This window comes from Variovorax sp. PBL-E5, assembly GCF_901827185.1.
In the GTDB taxonomy this organism is placed as follows: Bacteria; Pseudomonadota; Gammaproteobacteria; order Burkholderiales; family Burkholderiaceae_C; genus Variovorax.
This window is the reverse complement of the sequence record NZ_LR594671.1, coordinates 4,818,710-4,825,000: the sequence shown is the minus strand read 5'-3', so window position 1 is coordinate 4,825,000 and position 6,291 is coordinate 4,818,710. Positions and strand designations below refer to the sequence as shown.

General features: G+C 58.6%; 4 protein-coding genes and 2 rRNA genes (1 of these 6 running past the window's edge). 2 read left to right on the top strand and 4 right to left on the bottom strand.

The annotated features are described in order from the left end of the window. Together WDLP6_RS23580 and rrf are read left to right on the top strand one after the other, a co-directional pair. Nucleotides 1-1,553 (top strand): 23S ribosomal RNA (locus WDLP6_RS23580) (it extends 1,317 nt beyond the left edge of the window). 120 nt (nucleotides 1,554-1,673) lie between these two features. Continuing rightward, nucleotides 1,674-1,786 (top strand): 5S ribosomal RNA (gene rrf / locus WDLP6_RS23575). 58 nt (nucleotides 1,787-1,844) lie between these two features. Here rrf and WDLP6_RS23570 read toward each other — a convergent pair. The 4 genes from WDLP6_RS23570 to WDLP6_RS23555 all read right to left on the bottom strand — a co-directional run bounded on the left by WDLP6_RS23570 (nucleotide 1,845) and on the right by WDLP6_RS23555 (nucleotide 6,265). Further along, the gene (locus tag WDLP6_RS23570; RefSeq protein ID WP_162594302.1) at nucleotides 1,845-2,768 is read right to left on the bottom strand and encodes an MBL fold metallo-hydrolase; all 924 of its coding nucleotides are present in this window, start codon (nucleotides 2,766-2,768) and stop codon (nucleotides 1,845-1,847) included. Beyond that, on the bottom strand, nucleotides 2,765-4,456 hold the full coding sequence (locus WDLP6_RS23565) for an AMP-binding protein (protein ID WP_162594301.1): 1,692 nt from the start codon (nucleotides 4,454-4,456) through the stop codon (nucleotides 2,765-2,767). The genes WDLP6_RS23570 and WDLP6_RS23565 overlap by 4 nt, the downstream gene beginning before the upstream one ends. A gap of 121 nt (nucleotides 4,457-4,577) precedes the next feature. Continuing rightward, the gene (gene phhA, locus WDLP6_RS23560) at nucleotides 4,578-5,447 is read right to left on the bottom strand and encodes a phenylalanine 4-monooxygenase (protein ID WP_162594300.1); all 870 of its coding nucleotides are present in this window, start codon (nucleotides 5,445-5,447) and stop codon (nucleotides 4,578-4,580) included. 17 nt (nucleotides 5,448-5,464) lie between these two features. Continuing rightward, on the bottom strand, nucleotides 5,465-6,265 hold the full coding sequence (locus tag WDLP6_RS23555; protein WP_162594299.1) for a transporter substrate-binding domain-containing protein: 801 nt from the start codon (nucleotides 6,263-6,265) through the stop codon (nucleotides 5,465-5,467). Between the last annotated feature and the right edge of the window lie 26 nt (nucleotides 6,266-6,291).

Sequence of the window (6,291 nt, the reverse complement as noted above, 5' to 3'; positions counted from 1 at the left end):
GTAGAGTGAGTCGGCCCCTAAGGCGAGGCAGAGATGCGTAGCTGATGGGAAACAGGTCAATATTCCTGTACCGATGTGTAGTGCGATGTGGGGACGGATCTTAATAGGTCATCCGGGTGTTGGATATCCCGGTTTAGGCAGAAGTAGGCGATGGGTAGGCAAATCCGCCCGTCATATACCGAGGCTGCCGATCGAGCAAGCTTGCTTGTGAAGTGACTGAACGAGGTTCCAGGAAAAGCCACTAAGCTTCAGCTACACACGACCGTACCGCAAACCGACACTGGTGCGCGAGATGAGTATTCTAAGGCGCTTGAGAGAACTCAGGAGAAGGAACTCGGCAAATTGACACCGTAACTTCGGAAGAAGGTGTGCCCTATTAGTGTGAAGTGAACAACGGAGCATGAATGGGTTGCAAAAAATCGGTGGCTGCGACTGTTTATTAAAAACACAGCACTCTGCAAACACGAAAGTGGACGTATAGGGTGTGACGCCTGCCCGGTGCTGGAAGATTAAATGATGGGGTGCAAGCTCTTGATTGAAGTCCCAGTAAACGGCGGCCGTAACTATAACGGTCCTAAGGTAGCGAAATTCCTTGTCGGGTAAGTTCCGACCTGCACGAATGGCGTAACGATGGCCACACTGTCTCCTCCTGAGACTCAGCGAAGTTGAAATGTTTGTGATGATGCAATCTCCCCGCGGAAAGACGGAAAGACCCCATGAACCTTTACTGTAGCTTTGTATTGGACTTTGAACAGATCTGTGTAGGATAGGTGGGAGGCTTTGAAGCAGGGTCGCTAGATCTTGTGGAGCCAACGTTGAAATACCACCCTGGTGTGTTTGAGGTTCTAACCTAGGTCCATTATCTGGATCGGGGACAGTGCATGGTAGGCAGTTTGACTGGGGCGGTCTCCTCCCAAAGCGTAACGGAGGAGTTCGAAGGTACGCTAGTTACGGTCGGACATCGTGACGATAGTGCAATGGCATAAGCGTGCTTAACTGCGAGACTGACAAGTCGAGCAGATGCGAAAGCAGGACATAGTGATCCGGTGGTTCTGTATGGAAGGGCCATCGCTCAACGGATAAAAGGTACTCTGGGGATAACAGGCTGATACCGCCCAAGAGTTCATATCGACGGCGGTGTTTGGCACCTCGATGTCGGCTCATCTCATCCTGGGGCTGTAGCCGGTCCCAAGGGTATGGCTGTTCGCCATTTAAAGAGGTACGTGAGCTGGGTTTAAAACGTCGTGAGACAGTTTGGTCCCTATCTTCCGTGGGCGCTGCAGATTTGAGGAAGCCTGCTCCTAGTACGAGAGGACCGGAGTGGACACACCTCTGGTGTATCGGTTGTCACGCCAGTGGCATTGCCGAGTAGCTAAGTGTGGAAGAGATAACCGCTGAAAGCATCTAAGCGGGAAACTCGTTTCAAGATGAGATCTGCCGGGGCCTCGAGCCCCCTGAAGAGTCGTTCAAGACCAGGACGTTGATAGGTCGGGTGTGGAAGCGCAGTAATGCGTTAAGCTAACCGATACTAATTGCTCGTGCGGCTTGACCCTATAACTTTGATCTCCGATCAAGGTGTTATGCCAAGTTGACGCATTCAAAATACCAAAAGCTGATTCCAAACTCTATGAATTCGTTGTCTTGATCTACCCTCAAGACAGCAACCAGTTATGCCTGATGACCATAGCGAGGTGGTCCCACTCCTTCCCATCCCGAACAGGACAGTGAAACGCCTCAGCGCCGATGATAGTGCGGGTTCCCGTGTGAAAGTAGGTCATCGTCAGGCTCTTACAGCCCCCTGAACCGCCCAACCAATCCCTTGGTTGGGCGTTCTTGTTTGTACGCTAGCAGTTTCGAATGTGCTCGCGATCTGCTGACGCGGCGCCGCTGCGAATCAGTTCGAGCAAAATTTCACTGCTCAATTGTTCAAGGGTCGATGTTGGAAAAAAGCGCATACGAATTGCATCGAGATACGGTGTGCCCTGCACCCAGCCATCCCATTCGCCGATGCTCATCGATCGGGCATCGAGCAATTTGAATTTCATCAGCACTTTCAGCGCATGACGCGCATGCTTGAGCGGCATGCGGACAAAGAACTCCAGCCGCTCGCGGGCCTCCGACAACGCGCCTGCGACATCGTCGAACACGGCTCCATGGCCAGGGATCACGCACAGGGGGGCCAGGACCTCGATGAGATCGAGAGTCGCCGCTACCTCGGCGAAAGATGGTTCGCCGGCAAGCTCGGGAAATACGACGCCGAAACCGTGCTCCCACAGTGCGTCAGCAGAAATCAGGGCCCGGGATTGCGGCTCGAACAGCACGATCGAATGGGGATCGTGTCCCGGTGCGCCGTGGACTTGCCAAGTACGATCTCCCAGTATCACCTCCTGTCCTGGAACCAGAAGACCGTCGAAGCGAAACTGCGGGCAGTGCTGTCCCGTCGCGCGAAAACTCAGCCCTTCCTCGTCCCAGCTCTGCACCAGGTCGGCTTCGCCGGGAGGAATGCGGGTGCGCATCCGCGGATAGCGCACTTGCAACGCGGCATTGCCACCGCAATGGTCGCTGTGCAAATGCGTGTTGAACAGCAGATCGAGCGGCCGCTGGCCGAGTCGGTCCGCTACCAACGCGATCGTCTGGTCCGAATGAGTCGCGTAGCCGGAATCGACCAGCGCCGTCTTTTCGCGCCCCAGGAAGAGAATGTTGTTCGACGACAGCCATCCTCGTTCGAGGACAACCACTTCGGGCGGCAGCGCGACCCGCGCAGTCACGTCGAAACGCTGGCGCGCAGCTGCCGCCGAAGAATTTTTCCGACGTTCGTCTTCGGCAATGCATCGCGAAACTCGATGTACTTGGGCCGCTTGTAGCCGGTCAACTGCTCATTGCAATAGCGCATCACCATTTCTTCGGTCAGTTGAGGATCCTTGCGCACCACAAAGGCCTTGATGGCCTCGCCCTGCTTTTCGTCAGGCACGCCGATCGCGGCGCATTCGATGACGCCGGGACACAAGGAAATGACGTTCTCGAGCTCGTTCGGGAAAACGTTGAACCCGCTCACGAGGATCATGTCCTTCTTCCGGTCGACGATCCGGCTGTAACCGTCCTCTTGCATCACTGCAATGTCCCCGGTTCGCATGAATCCGTCCTCGGTGAACGCTGCCGCGGTTTCGGCCGGCTGGTTGTAGTAGCCGATCATGACATTCGGCCCCTTGATGCACAGTTCCCCTGCTTCTCCGATCGGCAAGGAATGACCTTCATCATCCTTGATCGCGATCTCGATGCTCGGCAATGGCAATCCGATGGTGCCGGTGAATGTCGTGTTGGTGACGGGATTGTTGGTGCCGATCGCGCAGGTTTCGCTCATGCCCCAACCTTCGATCATCGGGCAGCCGGTCAGCTCGAACCATCGGCGAGCGGTTCCTTCGGAGGCTGCCATGCCTCCCGCCTGCGATACGAACAGCGTCGAGAAGTCCACGGTCTTGAAATCCGGGTGCACCAGCAGGGCATTGAACAAGGTATTCACCGCCGGCAGCATATGGAAGGGGCGCTTCTTGAGCACGGCAATGAACTTTCCGAAATCACGCGGATTGGGAACCAGCGTGAGATACGAGCCCTGCCGAATCGCGAGCAGGCAAAGCGTCAGCGCGAAGATGTGATACAGCGGAAGTGCGGCAATGCTGTTGACCTTCGACAGATCGCCCGCGCGCGCCAACGCAGGCATGAACCATGCTTCGGCCTGCAAGGCCGCGGCGACGATATTGCGATGCGTCAGCACGGCGCCCTTCGAAAGCCCGGTGGTACCGCCCGTATATTGCAGGAACGCGATCGAATCGAGTGTGCATGGATCGGGACGCAGTGTGCGGCCACCGGCTTCGGCCAGCGCCTTCGGAAAGGTCGTGACGCTGCGGCCGTTGTCCAGCGGAAGCTTGTAGGGCGGAACCATCCTGGCGAGATGCCTCACGGCTAGCGTGATCCACCTGCCGTACAGCCCGCCCAGCAGATCGCCCATCGATGAGATCACGACATGCTTGACCGCCGTGCGCTCGATCACCTGCTCGAGCGTCGAGGCGAAGTTCTCCAGAATCACGATCACCGTCGCGCCGGAGTCCTTCAACTGGTGCTCGAGTTCGCGCGCGGTGTACAGCGGATTCACGTTGACGCACGAGTAGCCGGCGCGCAGGACACCGCACATCGTGACGGCGAACTGAGGCACGTTCGGCAGCATGATGGCCACGCGCGCACCGGCTTCCAGGTCCCGCGACTGCAGCCAGGCACCCAGCGTCGTCGACAGCCTGTCGAGTTCGCCATAGGACATCCAGCGTTCCATGCACACGGAGAACGGCCGATCGGCGTGGCGCTGGAACGATTCCTCGAACATCTGTCCCAGCGAGCGGTACTGCTCGGGATGTACCTCATGCGGCACGCCGGCCGGATAGTTCTGCAGCACCGATGTTTGCATGCGATCTCCTTTGGCGCGGATTGTCGAAGCGAGACCGGGCAAGCCGCCAGCGGGCTTGTCCTAGGGTCATGCTTCGGAGATCGCTACCGATGAGCTGTTCGAGCTCGAGCGGTCGCCATGGTCAGGCGTTCGATTCGCCTGGAAGTTTCGCGCCAGCTTCGATGTCCGACTGCGCAGCCAGCATCTGATAGAGCGGCGTGAAATCGGGCGCAGTCAGATCGAACAGCTGCGCAAAACTTTCGATGACGAAGTACGTGCTCTGATAGCTGTCGATCTTGTAGCGCGTACGCATGGCGCGCGGCAGGTCCAGCGGCAAGCGCAGCGGCGCGGCGCTTTGCACCGCATGCCGCAATTCACCGACCGAACTCAGAATGCCCGCACCGTAGGCGCGCAGCCCTTCGGGCTGGCGTATCAGCCCGAACTCCACGGTGTACCAGTACAACCGGGCGAGCTTCTCGCAAGCCTCCTGGGCATGTGCCTTGAGGCCGCCTTGGCCATAGCGCTGCACGTAGTCGGCGAATGCAGGGTCGAACAGCATCGGCACATGGCCGAAAAGATCGTGAAATACATCCGGCTCGACGATGTAGTCGAATTCCTCCGGCGTGCGGATCCAGTCCGTCACCGGGAACTTGCGATTCGCCAGCAGCGTGAAGAAAGGGACTTCGGGAATGAGTCCCGGCACTGCCACGACTTCCCAGCGCGTCGCCTTGTACAGCCGCTCGTTGATCTCGTCGAAGTGCGGAATGCGATCCTTGACTCCGAGCGAGGGCAATGCCGCAATGAAGGCATCGCAGGCCAGGCCCGGCAACTGAGCCGCCTGACGCTCGTAAAGGCGCCGATAGGTATCGTGATCGGCCGCCGTATAACTGGCCCAGTCCTGCGGGCAGGTGTAGTCGGCCAGAACGGTACCTCCGCGCGAGTAGTCGCCGCGCGGCGGCCGGTCCGATTCACCGTAGACCGCCGGGGTGACTGAGGCCGCTGTGCTGTCCATGGATCTTCGATCGTTCGTTACTTGAGCCAGCGGTCCATCACGCCCTGGAATTCGCCACCGGCTTGCGACAGATGGAGCCACTGGTCGACGTAGGCCTTGAAGGCCAGGTCGTCGCGCGGCAGCATCCAGGCCATCTCGCCGTACTGCAAGGGCTTGTCGGGATGGATGGCGCACAGGCCCGGCTTGAGTTTTTGTTGCGTCAGCGCTTCTGCCGACTCCGTCACGAAGACATCCGCTCGGTTGGCGAGGATCTCGTCGAAGATCGTCAGGTTCTCACTGTGCAGCGTGAGCTTGGCGCGCTTGAAATTGGCGCGCGCGAAGCGCTCGTTGCTGCCGCCCGGATTGAAGATCACGCGCACTTCCGGCTTGTCGATGTCGGCAACGCTCTGGTACTTGGCGACATCGGCGCAACGCGCGATCGGTGTCTTGCCATTGACCATGTACGGCGCACTGAAGAAAGCGCGCTTTTGCCGATCGGTGGTGACGGAGATGCCGCCCACGGCCATGTCGCATTTGCCGGCCGCGAGGTCCGGCAGCAGATTGGCCCAACTGGTCTTGACCCATTCGGGCTTCGCATTGAGGCTCGTGCTGAAGCCCGTCATCAGATCGACGTCGATGCCCTCATAGCTTCCGTCGGGCTTCTGGAAGCTGAAGGGCCGGTAGTCGCCCGGCGTGCAGACGCGCAAGACGCTTGTCTTCTGCACTGCGTCGAGGTGCGATGGCGTGTCGCCGCCAGCCCGCTGCGTCATCGCGCAGCCTCCCAGCACCAACGCTGCGGCTGTAATCCAGAGAGAACAAAGAGAAACGATCGGGCGCATGCCGGGCTCCTGTGTGCAATGGGGCG